Source organism: Methylobacterium sp. J-077, from assembly GCF_022829365.1.
Classification (GTDB): Bacteria; Pseudomonadota; Alphaproteobacteria; order Rhizobiales; family Beijerinckiaceae; genus Methylobacterium.
Window position 1 is genome coordinate 1 of sequence record NZ_JAKSYJ010000084.1, and the last position, 16,831, is coordinate 16,831.

Annotated in this window: 14 protein-coding genes; 6 read left to right on the top strand and 8 right to left on the bottom strand. The window is 71.2% G+C overall.

Going from position 1 to position 16,831, the window contains the following annotated elements; genetic code table 11:
- Nucleotides 1–321: 321 nt before the first annotated feature.
- Nucleotides 322–1,194, top strand: a complete 873-nt coding sequence (locus tag MKL11_RS06420; RefSeq protein WP_243941396.1) for a tetratricopeptide repeat protein — start codon at nucleotides 322–324, stop codon at nucleotides 1,192–1,194.
- A gap of 231 nt (nucleotides 1,195–1,425) precedes the next feature.
- On the opposite strand, the gene MKL11_RS06425 is transcribed toward MKL11_RS06420, so the two are convergent.
- The 4 genes from MKL11_RS06425 to MKL11_RS06440 form a co-directional block, all read right to left on the bottom strand.
- Complete coding sequence (locus MKL11_RS06425) at nucleotides 1,426–2,580, bottom strand: acyl-CoA dehydrogenase family protein (RefSeq protein WP_243941398.1); 1,155 nt, start codon at nucleotides 2,578–2,580, stop codon at nucleotides 1,426–1,428.
- A gap of 301 nt (nucleotides 2,581–2,881) precedes the next feature.
- Nucleotides 2,882–4,078 carry an acyl-CoA dehydrogenase family protein gene (locus MKL11_RS06430; protein WP_243941400.1) on the bottom strand — a complete coding sequence of 399 codons (1,197 nt, stop codon included), beginning with the start codon at nucleotides 4,076–4,078 and terminating at the stop codon, nucleotides 2,882–2,884.
- A 2-nt stretch (nucleotides 4,079–4,080) separates the two neighbouring features.
- Complete coding sequence (locus MKL11_RS06435) at nucleotides 4,081–5,265, bottom strand: acetyl-CoA C-acyltransferase (RefSeq protein WP_243941402.1); 1,185 nt, start codon at nucleotides 5,263–5,265, stop codon at nucleotides 4,081–4,083.
- 169 nt (nucleotides 5,266–5,434) lie between these two features.
- Entirely contained in the window at nucleotides 5,435–7,510 is a 2,076-nt protein-coding gene (locus tag MKL11_RS06440; RefSeq protein ID WP_243941405.1) for a 3-hydroxyacyl-CoA dehydrogenase NAD-binding domain-containing protein, read from the bottom strand.
- A gap of 305 nt (nucleotides 7,511–7,815) precedes the next feature.
- Between MKL11_RS06440 and MKL11_RS06445 the strand changes: the two genes are divergently transcribed.
- Genes MKL11_RS06445 through MKL11_RS06460 form a run of 4 tightly spaced genes read left to right on the top strand, consistent with a single transcriptional unit; the run spans nucleotide 7,816 to nucleotide 11,612 of the window.
- Nucleotides 7,816–8,847, top strand: coding sequence for an NAD(P)H-dependent flavin oxidoreductase (locus MKL11_RS06445; protein ID WP_243941407.1), 1,032 nt, complete (start codon nucleotides 7,816–7,818; stop codon nucleotides 8,845–8,847).
- Nucleotides 8,844–9,581 carry an enoyl-CoA hydratase-related protein gene (locus MKL11_RS06450; protein ID WP_243941409.1) on the top strand — a complete coding sequence of 246 codons (738 nt, stop codon included), beginning with the start codon at nucleotides 8,844–8,846 and terminating at the stop codon, nucleotides 9,579–9,581. Before MKL11_RS06445 ends, MKL11_RS06450 begins: the two co-directional genes overlap by 4 nt.
- On the top strand, nucleotides 9,578–10,399 hold the full coding sequence (locus tag MKL11_RS06455) for an IclR family transcriptional regulator (protein ID WP_243941411.1): 822 nt from the start codon (nucleotides 9,578–9,580) through the stop codon (nucleotides 10,397–10,399). The genes MKL11_RS06450 and MKL11_RS06455 overlap by 4 nt, the downstream gene beginning before the upstream one ends.
- 10 nt (nucleotides 10,400–10,409) lie before the next feature.
- A complete protein-coding gene (locus MKL11_RS06460; protein ID WP_243941412.1) occupies nucleotides 10,410–11,612 on the top strand; it encodes a CaiB/BaiF CoA transferase family protein in 1,203 nt (400 codons plus the stop codon).
- 9 nt (nucleotides 11,613–11,621) lie between these two features.
- On the opposite strand, the gene MKL11_RS06465 is transcribed toward MKL11_RS06460, so the two are convergent.
- Both MKL11_RS06465 and MKL11_RS06470 read right to left on the bottom strand, forming a co-directional pair.
- Nucleotides 11,622–12,605, bottom strand: a complete 984-nt coding sequence (locus tag MKL11_RS06465; RefSeq protein ID WP_243941414.1) for an NAD-dependent epimerase/dehydratase family protein — start codon at nucleotides 12,603–12,605, stop codon at nucleotides 11,622–11,624.
- A 224-nt stretch (nucleotides 12,606–12,829) separates the two neighbouring features.
- Nucleotides 12,830–14,017 carry a complex I NDUFA9 subunit family protein gene (locus MKL11_RS06470; RefSeq protein WP_243941416.1) on the bottom strand — a complete coding sequence of 396 codons (1,188 nt, stop codon included), beginning with the start codon at nucleotides 14,015–14,017 and terminating at the stop codon, nucleotides 12,830–12,832.
- Nucleotides 14,018–14,272: 255 nt separating this feature from the next.
- Here MKL11_RS06470 and MKL11_RS06475 point away from each other — a divergent pair, with 255 nt between their 5' ends.
- Nucleotides 14,273–14,455, top strand: coding sequence for a hypothetical protein (locus tag MKL11_RS06475; protein ID WP_243941418.1), 183 nt, complete (start codon nucleotides 14,273–14,275; stop codon nucleotides 14,453–14,455).
- Between the two features lie 9 nt (nucleotides 14,456–14,464).
- Here MKL11_RS06475 and MKL11_RS06480 read toward each other — a convergent pair whose 3' ends face one another.
- Complete coding sequence (locus tag MKL11_RS06480) at nucleotides 14,465–15,406, bottom strand: MBL fold metallo-hydrolase (RefSeq protein ID WP_243941420.1); 942 nt, start codon at nucleotides 15,404–15,406, stop codon at nucleotides 14,465–14,467.
- A gap of 205 nt (nucleotides 15,407–15,611) precedes the next feature.
- Nucleotides 15,612–16,814 (bottom strand): murein L,D-transpeptidase family protein, encoded by a 1,203-nt coding sequence (locus tag MKL11_RS06485; RefSeq protein ID WP_243941422.1) that lies wholly within the window; start codon nucleotides 16,812–16,814, stop codon nucleotides 15,612–15,614.
- Nucleotides 16,815–16,831: the final 17 nt, after the last annotated feature.

A 16,831-nucleotide genomic window follows, 5' to 3' on the forward strand; every position in this document is an offset into this window, starting at 1 on the left:
GGGCCACGTCACCCGGCTGGGATCCGGTCCGACCCCCTGATCGGGCCCGGTTCTGCGGCTTCGGGAACACACCGGCCCGGCCGCGCGCCTGCCGGACGCCGCCTCCGGACGCCTGCACGCCGTCGAGCCATACCTTCGCCACATCCCAAAGCTTCCACCACTCCGTGAGCGGTCACGGAACCGCGCGCCTTTAAGCCGGCCTTCACCGCGTTGCGCGACGGTGCCCCGGAGACGAGGGGCGCGGCGCGGGCCGGGCGACGGGACAATCGGGGGCGGGGTGGGCACGCAGGATGCGGGGCGCGCCCCGGGGAGAGTGGGGCGATGATCGTACGCAACGGGCTGGCACACAGGATGGCGCTGATCGGCACGGCCACGCTCTCGGCCGCGGCGCTCGCGGGCTGCGAGACCGTCGGGAGCGCCGCCGGCCCGCGGCAATACGCGGTGCTGGAGACGGACACCACCGGCGCCACCACGGTCAACATCGCCTCGCTCACCGAGGTGATCCAGCGCAACCCGAACGACGCCGCCGCCTACAACACCCGCGGCGCCGCCTATGCCCGGGCCGGCCAGTTCAACGACGCCATCGCCGACTTCACCAAGGCGATCCAGATCGATCCGAATTCGGGCTCGGCCTACAACAATCGCGCGCTGGCCGAGCGCCAGGTCGGCCGCGACGCCCCCGCCCTGCAGGACTTCACCAAGGCGATCGGCATCGATCCGAATTACGGTCCGGCCTATATCGGCCGCGCCAATGTCGAGCGCGCCCAGGGCAACCTCGACCAGGCTTTGTCCGACCTCAACGTCGCGATCCGGCTGATGCCCGAATCGGCCGAGGCCTACCACGCCCGCGGCCTGGTCAAGCAGAAGCAGGGTCAGGAGACCCAGGCGATCGCCGATTTCGACGCCGCCATCGACCGCAACCCGTTCGTGGCCGCACCCTACGCGGCCCGCGGACAGAGCCTGATCGCCACCAACCAGTACCCGAAGGCGATCGAGGACTACAACGCGGCGCTCAACGTCAACAACAAGGACGCCACCTCCTGGGCCTATCGGGGCCTGGCCTACGAGAAGTCGGGCCAGCGCAAGGAAGCGCTCGAGAACTACCAGCGCGCCGCCGTGATCGACCCCAACAACGCCGTCGCCCGCGCCGGCCTGGGCCGCGTGCAGGGCGGCGTGGGTTCATTGTTCAACTGATTTTTGACCCCTTCATCCCACTCATTCTGACAGGCTCTGGTCTTTCGAGCGACAGACGGGCTTGCAACGCCAGGACGAGGCGCAGGCCCCCTCTCCCGTGCGGGAGAGGGGGCCTGTCGCGCTCCCTCCTCGAAGGATCGGAGAACTCACAGCCTCTGAGGTGACGGGCGATCGCAGATCGCCCGTCACCTCAGGATGAGGGGGGTTGGATGGGTGGGCCAAAAAAGCCCCTCACGCCGCCAGCAGGCCGTTCTCGCCTTGCGTGATCCGGCGCAGGTGGTGGGCGGTGTCGCCGAGCTGGTACTCGATCATGGCCAGCCGCATGAAGTGGTGGGCGCCGAGATATTCGAGCGTCATGCCGATGCCGCCGTGGAGCTGCACCGCCTCCTGGCCGACGAACCGGCAGGCCTTGTTGATCTGCACCTTCACGGCCGCCAGCGCCGCCGCCCGCGCCGCGGGATCCTCCGCCTCCACCATCATGGCGGCGTAGAGCGCCATCGAGCGCGCCTGCTCCAGCTGGATCAGCATGTCCACCGCCCGGTGCTGCAGCGCCTGGAACGAGCCGACGCTGACCCCGAACTGCGTGCGGGTCTTGAGGTACTCCACCGTGAGCTTGTGGAGCGCGTCCATCGAGCCGACCGCCTCGGCGGCCAAAGCCGCGATGCCGTGCTCGACCACCCGCTCCAGCAGCGGCAGGCCCCCCTCGGGGTCGCCCAGCGCCGCGTCGGCCCGCAGCGCGACGTCGGAGAACGACACCTCCGCGGCGCGCCCGCCATCCTGGGTCGGGTAGGCCTCGATCGCCACCCCCGCGGCGTCGGTCGGCACGAGGAACAGCCCGATCCCGTGCGGGTCGCGCCGCTCCCCGGAGACCCGGGCCGAGACCACCATCAGCCCGGCCGCATCGGCATTGGGCACGACGCTCTTGGCCCCGCTCAGCACGAACCCGTCCCCGGAGCGCCGGGCCGTGGTCGCCACGTCGTTGAGGTCGTAGCGCGACTGGCGTTCGGTATGGGCCAGGGTGAGCCGCAGGCTGCCGTCGATCACGCCGGGCAGGATCGTCTCCGTCTGCGCCGCGCTGCCGCCGAGCCGGAGCGCCGTCGCACCGAGCACCAGGCTCGCGAACAGCGGCTCCACCACGAGGTTGCGCCCCACCGCCTCCATGACCAGCATGGTCTCCACCGGCCCGCCACCGAGCCCGCCCGCCTCCTCGGAGAAGGGCAGGCCGGTCACGCCGAGCTCGGCGAAGGCCGCCCAGCCCGCCTCGGGGAAGCCCAGCGGCGCCTTCAGCCGGGCCTGCCGGCTCTCCAGCGACGGATAGAGATCCGCCGCCAGCCGCTCGACGCTGTCGCGCAGGAGCGACTGGTCCTCGTTCAGGTCGAAATCCATGTCGGTGTCCTCGATCGTCCCCTCCCCCTCTGCGGGGGAGGGTGGCCCCTGCGTCAGCAGGGGTCGGGAGAGGGGAGCGCCGTGTCCGGAGAGGTCGCGACGCCCGGTACATCCTGCATCGTCGCGCTGCCCCTCTCCCGACCCCCTTCGGGGGCGACCCTCCCCCCACCCAAGTCGGGCTTGCCCGATTTGGGCCGGTGGGATGCCGATCTTGGGCAGGCCCAAGATCGGTTTGGGGGGAGGGAGAGCCGGCCGCGAACCGTTGCGTCATGTCATGCCGAAGCAGCGCCTCGGAGCCGCCTCACAATCCCAAAATCCCCTTGGCGATGACGTTGTGCTGGATCTCATTCGAGCCGCCGTAGATCGAGACCTTGCGGTTGTTGAAGTAGCTCGGCGCCGCCGCATCGACCCAGTCGAAGCCGCCGGGCAGGTTGTTGGCCCCGGCCCCGCGGGCCGGCGCCGCCAGGGCGAACGGGCCGGCGAGTTCGACCAGCAATTCGGTCGCCGCCTGCTGGAGCTGGGAGCCGCGGATCTTGAGGAGCGAGGAGGCGGGATCGGGCTCCACCGAATCCGCCCGGCCCTGCTTGGCCGCCACCCGCATCTGGGTGATCTCCAGCGCCTTCAGCTCGACCTCCACCTCCGCGACCCGGCCGCGGAAGTCCCGGTCGTCCCACATGGTCCCGGAGCCGGCCGGCATCTCCTTGGCGAGGCGCTTGATTCGGGCGATCCGCTCCTTGGTGAGGCCGATCCGGGCGATGCCGGTCCGCTCGTTGGCGAGCAGGAATTTCGCGTAGTCCCAGCCCCGGTTCTCCTCGCCGACCAGGTTCTCGACCGGCACCCGCACGGCGTCGAAAAACACCTCGTTGACCTCGTGCCGGCCCTCCAGGGTGAGGATCGGCCGCACGGTGATGCCCGGGCTCTTCATGTCGATGAGGAGAAAGGAAATGCCGCGCTGCTTCTTGGCCTCGAAGTCGGTGCGGACGAGGCAGAAAATCCAGTCGGCGTGCTGGCCGAGCGTCGTCCAGGTTTTCTGGCCGTCCACGACGTAGTGGTCCCCGTCGCGCACGGCCTTGGTCTTCAGGGAGGCCAGATCCGAGCCGGCGCCGGGCTCGGAGAAGCCCTGGCACCACCAATCGTCGAGATTGGCCGCGCGCGGCAGGAAACGCGCCTTCTGGTCCTGCCGGCCGAAGGTCGCCAGCACGGGCCCGAACATGTAGCAGTTGAACTGCTGCGGCAGCGGCACCGCCGCCTGGAACAGCTCCTCGGTGTAGATGTAGCGCTGGATCGGGGTCCAATCCCGGCCGCCCCATTCCTGCGGCCAGTGCGGCACCGCCCAGCCCTTGGCGTTGAGGATCCGCTGGCTGGCGACGATGTCCTCCTTGGAGAGGCTGCGCCCCTCCGACACCTTGCGGCGGATCTCCGCCGGGATTTTTTCGCGACAGAAGCTGCGGACCTCGTCGCGGAACGCGATTTCTTCCGGCGTGAAGCGCAGATCCATCGTCAGCCTCCGATCTCGAACAGCCCGGCGCAGCCCTGGCCGCCGGCCACGCACATGGTCACCACGGCGTAGCGCGCCCCGCGACGGCGGCCTTCCAGCAGGGCGTGGCCCACGAGCCGCGCCCCCGACATGCCGAACGGATGGCCCACCGCGATGGCGCCGCCGTTGACGTTGATCGTGTCCGGATCGATCCCGAGCCTGTCCCGGCAATAGACCGACTGGGACGCGAAGGCCTCGTTCAACTCCCACAGGTCGATATCGGCGACCGTCAGCCCCTGCCGTTCCAGCAGGCGCGGCACCGCGAAGACCGGGCCGATGCCCATCTCGTCCGGCCCGCAGCCGGCCGAGGCGAAGCCCCGGAAGGTGCCGAGCGGCGTCAGGCCCCGCCGGGCGGCCGCGTCGGCCGACATCAGCACGCTGGCGGCGGCGCCGTCCGAGAGCTGGCTGGCATTGCCCGCCGTGATGAAGGCGCCCTCCCCGCGCACCGGCTTGAGCTTGGCGAGACCTTCGAGCGTCGTGTCGGGCCGGTTGCCCTCGTCCTTGGCGAGCCGGATCTCGACCTCCCGGGTCTCGCCGGTGGCCTTGTCGGTCACCGCCATCACGGCGCTCATCGGGACGATCTCGTCGTCGAACAGCCCCTGCGCCTGCGCGGCGGCGGTGCGGCGCTGACTCTCCAGCGCGAATTCGTCCTGCGCCTCCCGGGAGATGCCATAGCGCTCGGCGACGATGTCGGCGGTCTCGATCATCGGCATGTAGATCGCCGGCAGGTGCGCCTCCAGCCAGGCGTTGCGGGTCAGCTCCCGCTGGACCTTCGGCTGGACCAGGCTGATCGACTCGACCCCGCCGGCCACCGCCACCGGCACGCCGTCGAGGATGATCCGGCGCGCCGCGCTGGCGATCGCCTCCAGGCCCGAGGCGCAGAAGCGCGAGACCGTGACGCCGGCCGACTCGACCGGGATCCCCGCCACCAGGGCGGCGTGGCGGGCGACGTTGCCGCCGGTGGCGTTCTCCGGATAGCCGCAGCCGAGCACCACCTCCTCCACCGCCTCCGGCTCCAGGCGCGCGCGGTCCAGGGCGCCGCGGATGGCGTGGGCGGCGAGATCGGCGCCGCGGGTGAGGTTCAGCGCGCCGCGATGGGCCTTGCCGATCGGCGTGCGGGCGTTCGAGACGATCACCGCGTCGGTCATGCCGGGGTCCTCCGGGGTTCCCAAAGGGCGTCACGCCCTTTGGTGGGGTGTCGGGGCGACGCCCCGACGATGTGCGGGATGAAGCTCGGCAGCAGGGCGCTGCCCTGCACCCGCGAAAGGTCCCGGACCTTTCGAAACCGGGATCTGACCCGCTCAAGCCGGCAGGGCATCAGGCCTTCGCCTTCCAGGCGGCGAAGGTGCCGCCTGAATCGGCCAACTTGCGCAGCAGCGGCGCCGGCTCCTGGCTGTCGTCGCCGGTCTCCCGGGCGAAGCGCGTCAGCGCCTCGGCGACGCTCTTGAGGCCGACCGTGTCGGCCCAGTGCATCGGGCCGCCGCGCCAGGCCGGCCAGTTGTAGCCGTTGATCCAGATCGTATCGATGTCGCCGGGCCGCGCCGCGATCCCCTCCTCGAGGATCCGGGCGCCCTCGTTGACCATCGGGTACATCAGCCGCGCGACGATCTCGTCCGGCGTGAAGCTCCGGCGGGCGATGCCGTGCTTGGCTGAAGTCTTCTCGATGAGCGCTTCCACCTCGGGATCGCGGGCCCCGGTCCTGGCGCCGTCCGCATACACATAAAAACCGCGGCCGGTCTTCTGGCCGAACCGGCCCATCTCGGCCAGCGCGTCGGCGACCGGGGCCCGGCCACCGAAATCCTTGCGGGAGCGCCAGCCGATATCGAGGCCGGCGAGGTCGCTCATGGCGAAGGGGCCCATCCGGAAGCCGAAGGCGGTCACCGCGGCATCGATCGCGTGCGGCAGGGCGCCTTCGAGCAGCAGGCGCTCGGCGGCGCGGCTGCGGCGCTCGAGGATGCGGTTGCCGACGAAGCCGAAGCAGACGCCCACCGTCACCGGCAGCTTGTTGAGGCGCTTAGCCAGATCGAGCGCGGTGGCGAGCACGTCGGGCGCGGTCTTGCCGGCGCGGACCACCTCGACGAGGCGCATGACGTTGGCCGGGCTGAAGAAATGCAGGCCGAGCACGTCCTGCGGCCGCCCGGTCACCGCCGCGATGGCGTCGACGTCGAGATAGGAGGTGTTGCTCGCCAGGATCGCGCCTTCCTTGGCGATGCCGTCGAGCTTGGAAAAGATCTCGCGTTTGACCGCCATGTCCTCGAAGGCCGCCTCGATCACGATGTCGGCCTGTCCGGCGTTCTCAAGCCCGATCGCCCCGGTGATCCGGCCGATCCGTTCGTCGCGCTGCGCCTCGGTGATCGAGCCGCGCTTGGCCGAGCCGGCATAGAGGCCCTTCACCCGGTCGAGGCCGCGCTCCAGGGCGCCGGCCTCGGTCTCGATCACGGTGACCGGGATGCCGGCATTGGCGAAGCACATCGCGATGCCGCCGCCCATGGTGCCGGCCCCGATCACCGCGGCGGTCTCGATGGGGCGGCGGGGCGTGTCCTTCGACAGGCCCGGCACTCGGGCGGCCTCGCGCTCGGCGAAGAAGGCGTAGCGCAGGGCCTTGGAGCGCGGATCCTCCACCAGCGTCCGGAACTCGGCCCGCTCGACGGCGACAGCGGTGTCGAACGCGTCCGGGTCCAGGCCAGCGCGCACGGCCCGGACCAAAGCGTGGACGTTGGTCGCTTCGGAATCGCGCTTCACCGCCACTTCGGCCTTCGCCTCGAAGGCCTGGCGGGCCTCCGGGGTCAGCTTGTCCGCCCGCTCGCGCACCCGCGGCAGGGCGCCGGAATCGGCGAGTCTCAGAGCCCGGGTACGGGCCGCCGCCACGAGATCGCCCAGCACCACGGCGTCGACGATCCCGAGCTTGGCGGCCGTCTCCGCCGAGACCGGCTCGCCGGTCAGCATCATCGTGAAGGCGGCGTCCGGCCCGATCAGCCGCGGCAGGCGCTGCGTGCCGCCAGCCCCCGGGATGATCCCGAGCTTGATCTCCGGCAGACCGAGCTTGGCCGCGGGCGCCGCGATCCGGCCATGGCAGGCCATCGCCAGCTCCAGCCCGCCGCCCAGCGCCGCGCCGCCGATCGCCGCCACCACCGGCTTCTTGGCGGCATCGAGCCGTTCCAGCACGTCCGGCAGGCCCGGCGACCGGGGCGGCTTGCCGAATTCCGCGATGTCGGCGCCGCCGACGAACACCTTGCCCTCGGCGGCCAGCACGATCCCCCGGACCGATTCGTCCGCCGCCGCCCGAGCCAGGGCGTCGTCGAGGGCACTCCGCAGCGCGGCGCCCAGGGCGTTGACCGGCGGGTTGGCGAGCGTGAGCACGGCCACGCCGCCTTCGACTTCGTAACGAACCACCGTGGCGCTCCCCCTGTTCTGCAATGCAGAATATGCGTTCGCAATTGGATTGAATGTTGGTCCGCACAGGCCGGTCAGTCAAGGATGCGATGGTCGAAGGCTCAGATGTCCGTAACCCGTTCCGCATTGCAGATCGGAGCTGGCACGATGGTTTGACCGGTGCCGGAGGCCATGTCATTCAGAACCGCCCCGGGCGCGATTCCGGCTCAGGCCCGCTCGAAGACGCGGGCTCGAACAGCCGGGCCGTCCGATCGATCAGGGAGGATCGCGGTGCGCGATATCGGCCAGCAGCCCGGCGGCGCTCGATGAGCGACGGCCCCGAACAGCCCCCGGTCGGGCGCCGCCCCGAAAGCCGCCTCCCCGAGGTCTTGCGCGGCCGGCTCACCCTGCCGGTGATCTGCGCCCCGATGTTCATCGTCTCGGGACCGGAGCTCGTGATCGCGCAATGCCTCGCCGGGGTGGTCGGCGCGTTCCCCGCGCTGAACGCGCGGCCCGCCGCGTTACTCGACGAATGGCTTTCGCGGGTAACGCGCACGCTGGCTGACGAGCGCGCGAAGGATCCGGCCCGAAAGATCGCGCCCTTCGCGGTGAATCAGATCGTCCACGCGTCGAACGACCGGCTGGCGCAGGATGTCGAGGCCTGCGTCCGGCACCGGGTGCCGATCATCATCACCTCGCTCCGGGCGCCGGACGCGGTGATCCGCCCGGTCCACGCCTATGGCGGCGTGGTGTTCCACGACGTCACCAACGTGCGCCACGCCGAGAAGGCCCTGGAGGCCGGGGTCGACGGGCTGATCCTGGTCTGCGCCGGCGCCGGGGGCCATGCCGGCACCCTCAGCCCCTTCGCCCTCGTCGGCGAGATCCGGCGCTTCTACGACGGGCCGCTGATCCTGTCGGGGGCGATCACCACCGGCTCGGCGATCCTGGCCGCGCAGGCCATGGGCGCCGACCTCGCCTATATGGGCACCCGGTTCATCGCCACCCGGGAGGCCAACGCGGCGTCCGGCTACAAGGACATGATCGCCGGCAGCGCCGCCGCCGACATCCTGTACACCCCCTACTTCACCGGCGTGCCGGGCAACTACCTGACGCCGAGCATCCGCGCCGCCGGGCTCGACCCGGAGGCGCTGCCGGTGCGCGACAAGACCGCAATGGATTTCGGCAGCGCCAGTGTGAAGGCGTGGCGGGACGTCTGGGGCGCCGGCCAGGGGGTCGGCACTATCGCGGACGCCCCGGCCACGGCCGACCTTGTGGCCCGGCTCGCCCGGGAATACGCCGCCGCCCGGGCCGGGCTCGCGGGCGTTGCGGCCGATTACGCTGGCGAGGGCGTCCCGTGAGCGTCCGCGTCGCCGAACCGGAGCTCGGGATCCGGCTGATCACCATCGACCGGCCGGAGCGGCGCAACGCCCTCGACCGGGCGACCTATGCGGGTCTCGCCGCTGCCCTCGACGCCGCCGGCGCCGACGAGGGCCTGCGTGCCGTGGTGCTCACCGGGGCGGGCGGCTGTTTCACCGCGGGCAATGACCTCAAGGATTTTCAGGATGTCGAGGCCGCGGGCGCCAGCCCGGGCCTGACCTTCCTGAAGGCCCTGCGCGGGTGCCCGAAGCCCGTCGTCGCGGCGGTCGAGGGGCACGCGGTCGGCATCGGCACGACGCTGCTGCTGCATTGCGACCTCGCCTATGCCGGAAACGGAGCCCGCTTCCGCCTGCCGTTCACGGCGCTCGGGCTCAGCCCGGAGGGCGGTTCGAGCTACCTTCTGCCGTTCGTCGCCGGCACCAAGCGGGCGGCCGAACTGCTGATGCTCGGCGAGCCGTTTGGCGCCGCGGAGGCGGTGGCGGCCGGCCTCGTCAACGCCGTCGTCCCGGAGGGCACGGCCCTGGAGGTTGCACTCGGTCGGGCCCGCGCCTTGGCAGGCTTGCCCCCGGCCTCGATCGCCGCGACCAAGCGGGCCCTGCGCCGGGGCCACGACGACCGTGTCGCCCGCACCCTCGCCGAGGAGGCGGAGGTGTTCCATGGGCTCCGCCGCGGCCCGGAGGCCCAGGCGGCCTTCGCGGCGTTCCTGCGCCGATGAGGGCCGCCGAAGAGGCCCTGCTGGCCGATCCCGAGGCTGTCACGGGCGACGGCGCCAAGGAGGATCGCCACTTCGTCACGGCGCTCGCCCGCGGTCTCGCGGTGCTCGCCTGCTTCGGCCCGGGCCGGACCAGCCTGGCCAACCACGACATCGCGGCGGCCTGCGGCCTGCCGCGCTCGACCGTCTCGCGCCTCACCTACACCTTGACCAAGCTCGGCTATCTGCACCACACCGCCGAGACCGGGCGCTACCGGCTCGGCCATGCGACGATCGCCCTGAGCTCTGCGGCGCTCGGCGGGCTCGACGTGCGCGGCATCGCCCGGCCGGCCCTGCGGGCGGTGGCCGAGGCGGCCAATGCCTCGGTTGGGCTCGGGGTGCGCGACCGGCTGAGCATGCGCTACGTCGATTGCCAGCGCGGCCCGGCCGCGATCTCGCTGAACCTCGATACCGGCTCGCGGATCTCGCTCGCCCGCAGCGCCATGGGCCGCGCCTACATCGCCGTGTGTCCCGAGCGCGAGCGCGACAGCATCTACGAGGACCTGAAGGCTTTGGACCCGGTTGCCTGGCCCGCCCTGCGCGCCGGCCTCGACCGGGCGGTGGCCGAGCATCGCGAGATCGGCTGCTGCACCTCGTTCGGCGACTGGCAGGAGACGGTCTGCGCCATCGCGGTGGGTTTTTACCCCGGCGGTGGCTTGCCGGCTATGTCCGTCAATTGCGGCGCCCCGACCGTGATCACCGACGCCGGGTTCCTGATGGACGTGGTGCGCCCGAAACTGATCGCGGCCGTGCGCAGCCTCGACGGCGTGATGGGAGCCTGAGGATCAATCGATGGTAGCCGATCCGTCATCCGACCTCCCCCTCGCCGGGATCCGCATCCTCGACCTGTCCCGGGTCCTCGCCGGGCCCTGGTGCGCGCAGGTGCTGGGCGATCTCGGCGCCGACGTGATCAAGGTCGAGCACCCGGAGCGCGGCGACGACACGCGGGACTGGGGCGTTTCCACCACCCCCGGCAACACCTCGTATTTCGACAGCGTGAACCGCAACAAGCGCTCGATCGGGGTCGATCTTGCCACGCCGGAGGGGCTGGCGATCGTCAAGGCGCTGGCCCGGGAGAGCGACGTGCTGGTGCAGAACTTCAAGACCGGCGGGGCGGAGAAGCTCGGCCTGGGCTACGCGGCGCTCGCGGCCGAGAATTCCGGGCTGATCTACTGCTCGATTGCCGGCTACAGCTCCGACGGCTCGGAGGCGACCCGGCCCGGCTACGACCTCGTGGTGCAGGGCGAATCCGGCGTGATGGCGCTCAACGGCGAGGCCGGCGGGCCGCCCCTGAAGTTCGGGGTCGCGGCGGTTGACCTGTTCACCGGGCAATACGCCGCCCAGGCGGTGCTGGCGGCCCTGTTCCAGCGCGAGCGCACCGGGCGCGGCCGGACCATCGACCTCGCCCTGTTCGATTGCGGCGTGGCGCTGACCTCCTATTACGGCCTGGAGGCGCTCGCCCGGGGCATCGACCCGCCGCGCTACGGCAATGCCCATCCGTCGATCGTGCCCTACGGGGTGTTCGAGGCCGGCGACGGGCCGGTGGTGATCACGGTGGGCAACAACGCCCAGTACCGCCGCTTCTGCGAGCACGTGCTGGAGCGGCCTGACCTGTGCAGCGATCCGCGCTTTTCCACCAACCTCGATCGCTCGAAGAACCGCGCCGCCTTCATCCCGATCCTGGAGGCGGAACTCACGAAGTGGGAGCGGGCGGCCCTGATCGCACGCCTGCGCGGGGCGGGCATCCCCTGCGGCGAGGTGATGGGCCTGCGCGAGGCGCTGACCTGTCCACGCGCCCGGGAGGCCGGGCTGGTGGTCGAGGGAGTCGGCGATGCCCACGTCATCGCCCCGCCCTACCGTCTCGACGGGCGCCGCTTGCCCGTACGCCGCATGCCGCCGGGCCTTGGGGAGTCGAGCCAGGAAATCCTGGCTGAGCGGCTCGATATCTCGGCTGAGGCGCGGGACGCGCTGGTGGCGAAGGGGGTGGTGCGGTAGCGCCCCCGCTCAGCCCTCGGCCGGTGCCAGCCGGTCGCGGGCATCGTCCAGCACTTGGGCCAGGGCGTCGTCCCAGGCGACCCGCGGCTGCCAGCCGGTGGCGTCGTGCAGGCGGGTGGAATCGCCCGCTGCCAACGGGATCTCGTTCGGGCGCACCCGCTCCGGGGCGATGCGTATCTCGAACGGCACCCGGGCGCGGGCGCGCAGGCCGTCGAGCACACTGGCGATCGTGCGGGGCACGCCGGAGCTGATGTTGAACACGCGCCCGTCCGCCAGGCTCTCCGCCCGGCCGATTAGGTCGCCATAGGCGCCCGCCACGTCGGCCACGTCGAGGAAGTCGCGGTACGAGGACAGGTTGCCGACCTCGAGGAGCGGTGGCGCGCGGCCGGCCTCGATCCGGGCGATCTGCCCGGCGAAGGAGGCCACGACGAAGCGCTCGTCCTGGCCCGGGCCGATATGGTTGAACGGCCGCAGCACCACGAGCTTCACGCCGATCCGGGGCAGCAGGTCGCGCAGCAGCTGCTCGCCGACCCATTTCGACCGGGCGTAGGTGTTGCGCGGCAGGGGCTCGGCCTCCTCGGACAGGGCATGGCCCGCCAGGAACGCGCCGCCGTAGACCTCGCCCGAGCTGACGAAGAACAACGTGCAGCCCGGCACCGCTTCGACCGCCGCCACCAGGTTCATCAGGCCATTGACGTTCACCCGCCAGGTCTGCCCCGGACCCGTGGTCGACTCGCCGACCGAGGCGAGGCCGGCGAGGTGGAGGATCTCGGTCGGCCGGAAGCGCGCCATGAAGCCGCCCAAGGCGGCCTCGTTGAGCAGGTCGATGCGCTCGTAATCGACGCCCGCGGGCAGCTCCGGAGGCGCCCCGCGGCCGATCCCGACGACTTGGGCGCCCGACGCGGCCAGAAGCGGCAGGACATGGCCGCCGACGAAGCCCGCCGCGCCGGTGACGAGGATGCGCTTCACGCCGAGCCTGCCGATCCGTTCCACGGGGTCGTCATCATCGTGCAGTCCCGGACGAGGTCAGGCGTTGTCTCATTCAAGGAGAACGCGGGGATATAAACCCGTGCACCGGCAAGGACACGGGTTTCCGAAGTGCCCGAGGCCCTTTGGCGAGGTATCGGGGCGGGACCCCGATGGCATCGCGCTTCGCTCGACCCAGGGCTCCGCCCTGGACCCGCAAAAGGTCGCAGACCTTTTGAAACCTTGATTCTTCAGCTCATCGTCCGGGTGCCCCAGCGAGTGCCCATGCGGCTCTGGGCGCTTCCGGGGGAGCTACCGGCATCGGCGCCGATCGCCGGCCCGGACGCGGTCTGCGGCCTGTGCTGGGAGCCGGGCCCCATGGGCGTCGGTGCGATCGAGTCGGGCACCTCGGCCAGGTATTCCTCGTCCCGGTCGGTGGCGAACTGGCCGGCCTTGCGGAACGGCCAGAGATAGCCCGGCACCACCGCCTCGGCGGCGGTCGGGGTGATCCCGAGCGCCTCGATGGTCCGGCCCTCGGCCTTGGCCGCCTCGGACACGACGTTGTCGTTCTGGAGCAGGATCACCTGGTCGCGGGTGAGCTTCAGGCTGTCGGGCAGGAGGCCGAAGGTCAGGGTGTCGGCGACCTCCAGGAGCCGGGCCTGGAGCTTGGCCAGCGGCAGCGGCAGGTCGACCACGGCGCGTTTGCGCTGGATCGTCTTCAGCATGTAGCGCACGAGGTGCTCGAGGGTGGCGACCTCGGGGCCGCCGAGTTCGTAGACCTTGCCGCCCGGCACGGCGCCGTCGACCGCCCGGGCGATCGCCTCAGCGACATCGCCGACGAAGACCGGCTGGAAGCGCGACTGGCCGCCCGAGAGCGGCAGCACCGGCAGCGCCCGGGCCAGCCCGGCGAAGCGGTTGAAGAAGCTGTCGCCCGGCCCGAAGACCAGCGACGGCCGGAACACCACGGCGTCCGGGCAGGCGGCGAAGACCCGGGCCTCGCCCTCGGCCTTGGTGCGGGCGTAGAGCGACGGCGAGGCCGGATCCGCCCCGATCGCCGAGACGTGGATCATCCGGGCGCCCTGCCGGGCCGCGGCGCGGGCGATCTCGGCGGCTCCGTCGACCTGCAGCCGCGCGAAGCTCTGAGAGCCGGTCTCCTGCAGGATGCCGACGAGGTTAATCACCACGTCCGAGCGCTCGGCCGCGCGGGCCACCGATTCGGGGTAGCGGAGGTTGGCCTGAACGGCCACGATCTGGTTGACCTTGCCCAGCGGCTGCAGGAACAGCGCCAGGTCCGGCCGGCGCACCGCGACGCGGATCCGGTAGCCGCGCTTGGCCAGCGCCCGCACCACGTGGCGGCCCAGGAAGCCGGAGCCGCCGAAGATCGTTACGAGCTGAGATTGCGGGCGCAGCGGGCCCGTGGCGGCTGTGGATGCGGGCATGCTGTCCTGAGGCGTGGTCTGTGGGCCGGTCATCGCCGTGGTCTCGGGCTCCTCGCGCGCCCCGGGGCGCCGTCGTGCGGGCCTACTTAGCCTAAGTTCGGCGCCTTGGGACCAGTTCATGCGCGCCAGGGCGCGATTAGCGTCTCGCGGCGCTCGATGCGACCGGGAACGGGTGCCGCCCCCACGCATTTCCACGGACGTATTCGCCGGGCCGCTGCCGGCCGGGGCGCACCAGGGACCATGATGATTCTAGGGATGCTCGTCTCGGCAGTGATCGCCGTTTTCGGACTGCTCGTCGCACTGGGCCTGATCGGGCATCCGATCGACGCGCAGCTCATCAGCAATTACGGCTGGAGCATCCTGACCATCGGCGTCGCGCTGTTCGTGCTGTTCGCCTATCGCCGGTTCAGCCGGCCCCGGAGCGGGCGCTCCGTTTGACCGGGACGATCAGGCAACTTTGATCCGGCGGCGGACCTCGCGTGCAACAGTTGGGCGGGCGCCGGCCCGGCGGCTCACCGAGCGCGGTGCGCCGACCGTGATGCTTTGGCTCTCCCGGGCGATGAAGGCCGTGGGCATCTCCGCCTGGAGATCCGCCTCCATGTCGCGGAGCGCCGTGTCGGAATGGGCCGGGTGCAGGTGGATGATCGCCAGCGCCTTGACGCCGGCGGTCCGCGCCAGCTCGACGCCCTTCTGCCAGGTCGAGTGCCCCCAGCCGCGGCAGGTCGGATATTCGCCGTCGGTGAACATGCCGTCATAGACCATCAGGTCGGCCCCCGCGACGAAGCGGGCCAGCTCGGGGTCCGGCCAGGGGTCGCTGTGCTCGATGTCGCTGATCAGGCACAGGCGCCGGCCGCCATGCTCGAACCGGTAGCCCACCGATCCCTGCGGATGGTTCAGCAGGATCGTGTCGACCCGCGCTCCGTCCGCGAAGGTCAGGGTCTGGCCGGCCTCGAAGCCGTGGTGGTTGAACGTGCAGCACAGCCTGTCGAGGGTAACGGGGAACAGCGGCGGCGCGAACAGGCGATCGAGGGTCGGGCCGGCCGATTCGCCGCCGAGATTGCCGCAATAGGTGTTGATCACCCGGTCGCAATCGAGGACCGCCGGCTTGAAGAACGGCAGCCCCGCCGTGTGGTCGAGGTGCAGGTGGGTGAACAGCAGGTCGACGTCCCGCGGGAGATCGGTGCGGTGGCCCTGCCCTAGGTTGTAGATGCCCGAGCCGGCGTCGATCACGAACATGCGCTCGCCGCAGCGCACCTCGATGCATGGCGTGCTGCCGCCGAACTCGGCGTATTGCGGGCCGCTGACCGGCGTCGAGCCGCGCACGCCCCAGAATCGGAGGACGAGGCCCTCATCGGCCGCACGGATAGTCGGCTCGGAACACTTGGACATGGCGATCACGAATCTGCGGACAGTCGGTCCCGATCCGTTACGATCGAAACCCCGTCGCCGTTCCGGGAAGGTAGCGCTGAATACGGCAGTCCGACGGGACAGGAGTACCGCTCATCCCCTGCCGTACAATGAATTGGGGGCCCGCACGCCGTCGTGATGTGCGGCCGCGCACACGGATGGGCCGCTTTCGGGGTCCGTTGCATGCCTAGAGCCGCTCGGCGGAGGCGATCAGGCCCGCACCCGAGCCGGTAGGAAGCGGGCGTCCGCCGGCCGAGTCGGCCGCGTCTTTCAGGGCCGCCGCCAGCAGGGACGGCAGGCCGTCGCCGTAGCGCGCCGGGAGGCGGCCCGCCAGCGCCCCGAACGGGTCGGGCGCCCGCTCATAAACTGGCACGAAGCCCGCCATCTGCCGCAGCGCGAGCCCGGAATCCGGCCCGCCCCATGCGGCCCAGACCGATTCCGGCACCGGGCGGGGCGCCCGATGGCCTGGCACGACCACAACCTCCTGGCCGGCAAACGCCAGCGCCTCCGGCCGGCTGATGTCGCCGACAGCGCCGCCCCGGGCCGTGTAGGCCGCCCAGAAGGCGTGCTGGCCGCCATCGGAATAGGTGGTGCGCACGGCCGGCTCGCCGGATTCGGCGAACGCCGCCATCCGCGCCTCCTCGATGGCGCGGTAGGTCGCCACCGCCGCCTCCCGGGCGGGATCCCGGGACGGCGCGAAGGCGTAGCGGCCGGCGACCACCGAGACCTGAAGCTCCTCCCGGCTCACCTCGAACCGGTCGGACCCGGCCTTGAGCTCGCGCCAGAACCCGATGTTCGGGTCGGTCCGGTGGCGGGCCATGTTCTCGGCGCTCATCCGGAACGGGTAGGACTGGAACTGGAAGGCCGCCTGGCCGCCGTTCAGGGCCTCCCGGGCGATGGCGTAGATTTCGCCCACCGTGCCGTCGGTCATGGCGAAGCAGCCCATCGACGAGCAGATGCCGTGGACCATCACGGCCGAGCCGGTGCCGCCATGGGCGCGGTCGTAGGCGTTGGGATAGCCGACGTCGAAGGACAGGTAATAGTGCGAGTTCGGGTTCATCTGGCGCCGGGGCACCGCATAGAACCCTTCGGGGGTCTGCCGGTCGCCATTTTTGCGCTTGGGGCCGAGTTGGCCGGACCAGCGGCAGATCGGGAAGGTCTTGATGTGGACATACCCGGCCGGGCCCTTCTTCCAGACCTCGATCTCGGATTCCTTCTTGTAGGCCCGGAACAGCACCGGGGCGGCGGCCGTCGTGCCCTTCTGCGCCATCAGGGCGAGCGTCGCGGCCGGGATCGGCGCGTCGGCCTTTCCGGCCTGCGCCGCGCTCGGACCGATGGCGGTCAACAGCACGAGGCCGGCGGCGAAGGATCTCGGGATCGGGAAGGGCATGAACCGTCCGCATTGGA